Source organism: Streptomyces katrae, assembly GCF_000966975.1.
In the GTDB taxonomy this organism is placed as follows: domain Bacteria; phylum Actinomycetota; class Actinomycetes; order Streptomycetales; family Streptomycetaceae; genus Streptomyces; species Streptomyces katrae.
The window spans coordinates 1-1,105 of the sequence record NZ_JZWV01000925.1 but is presented as its reverse complement, the minus strand read 5'-3'; the positions used below and the strand labels follow the sequence as shown (position 1 = coordinate 1,105).

The following is a 1,105-nucleotide window of genomic DNA, read 5'->3' as shown; positions in this document are numbered from 1 at the left end:
CGGACGCCCGGGCGGGGTGGGGGTTGGCGGGGTCCCGGCGGGGCGGTCTCGGAGAGAGGTTGGGGCTTCCCCGTCAGTCCCACTGTCCTTCCGGCCCGGGCCGCCCTGTCCAAGGGCGCTCGGAGCCGGCCTCCGAGAGCGTCGACCTCAACCGTCTCGCCGCCCTGACGCTCAAGGTGCGGGCGGAGGTCCGGCAGCCGATCGGCTGATCGGACGCCGTTCGGCCGTGGCGTCGGGACTTGCGCGGGCTGTCGGGTGATGATGACGCGGTGCGACTTGATCACGTGTCCTATGCGGTGGCCCGCGACAGCTTCGTCTCGACCGTCCAGTGGATCGGATCGGCGCTCGGCGCCGGGTTCGTCGACGGGGGCGTGCACCCGCGATTCGGCACCCGCAACTTCATTCTCCCGCTGAGCGGCGGCACCTACGTCGAGGTCGTCACCACGCTCGACCACCCCGCCGCCGACCGCGCACCCTTCGGCCAGGCGGTCGCGCGCCGCGCCGCCGAGGGCGGCGGCTGGCTCGGTTGGGTGGTCTCCGTCGACGACATCGCCCCAGTAGAGGCCCGCCTCGGCCGCACCTCGGCCGAGGGCCACCGCGTCCGCCCTGACGGGTACGACCTGAGGTGGAAGCAGATCGGCCTGCTGGAACTGATGGAGGACCCGCAACTGCCCTACTTCCTCCAGTGGTTGGTCCCCACCGAGGAGCGCCCGAGCGCCGGCCCGCGCACCTCCACCACCATCCGAGGGCTCTCCATCGCCGGCGACGCCGCCTCCATCGCCGAATTCCTCGGCGAACCGGCCGACCACCCCCTCGACCAGATCGACGTCACCTGGGTCGAGGATGAAGAACCGGGCCTGGTAGCAGTCGAGTTCGCCACCGCCCAAGGCCCCGTCACGATCTGACCGGCTGAGAAATGAGGAGCGCGTAGCGATCTGCGCCGTTCACCGGCCCCGGATGACGCTTCCGTCGTCCTTTGCTGCGGGTAGCGGCCGCAGGCGGCTGGTAGCCGCCGCCACGAGAGGAGCGCGTAGCGATCTGTCGCGCCCACCGGCCCGGAGAGCGATCACATCGGCCTTTCCTGCGGGCAGCGACCCCAGACGGG

At 71.7% G+C, this 1,105-nt stretch carries 1 protein-coding gene; it reads left to right on the top strand.

All coding sequences use genetic code 11. The features are described from left to right. The first annotated feature begins 269 nt into the window (after window positions 1-269). Entirely contained in the window at window positions 270-905 is a 636-nt protein-coding gene (locus VR44_RS29745; RefSeq protein WP_045950718.1) for a VOC family protein, read from the top strand. Window positions 906-1,105: the final 200 nt, after the last annotated feature.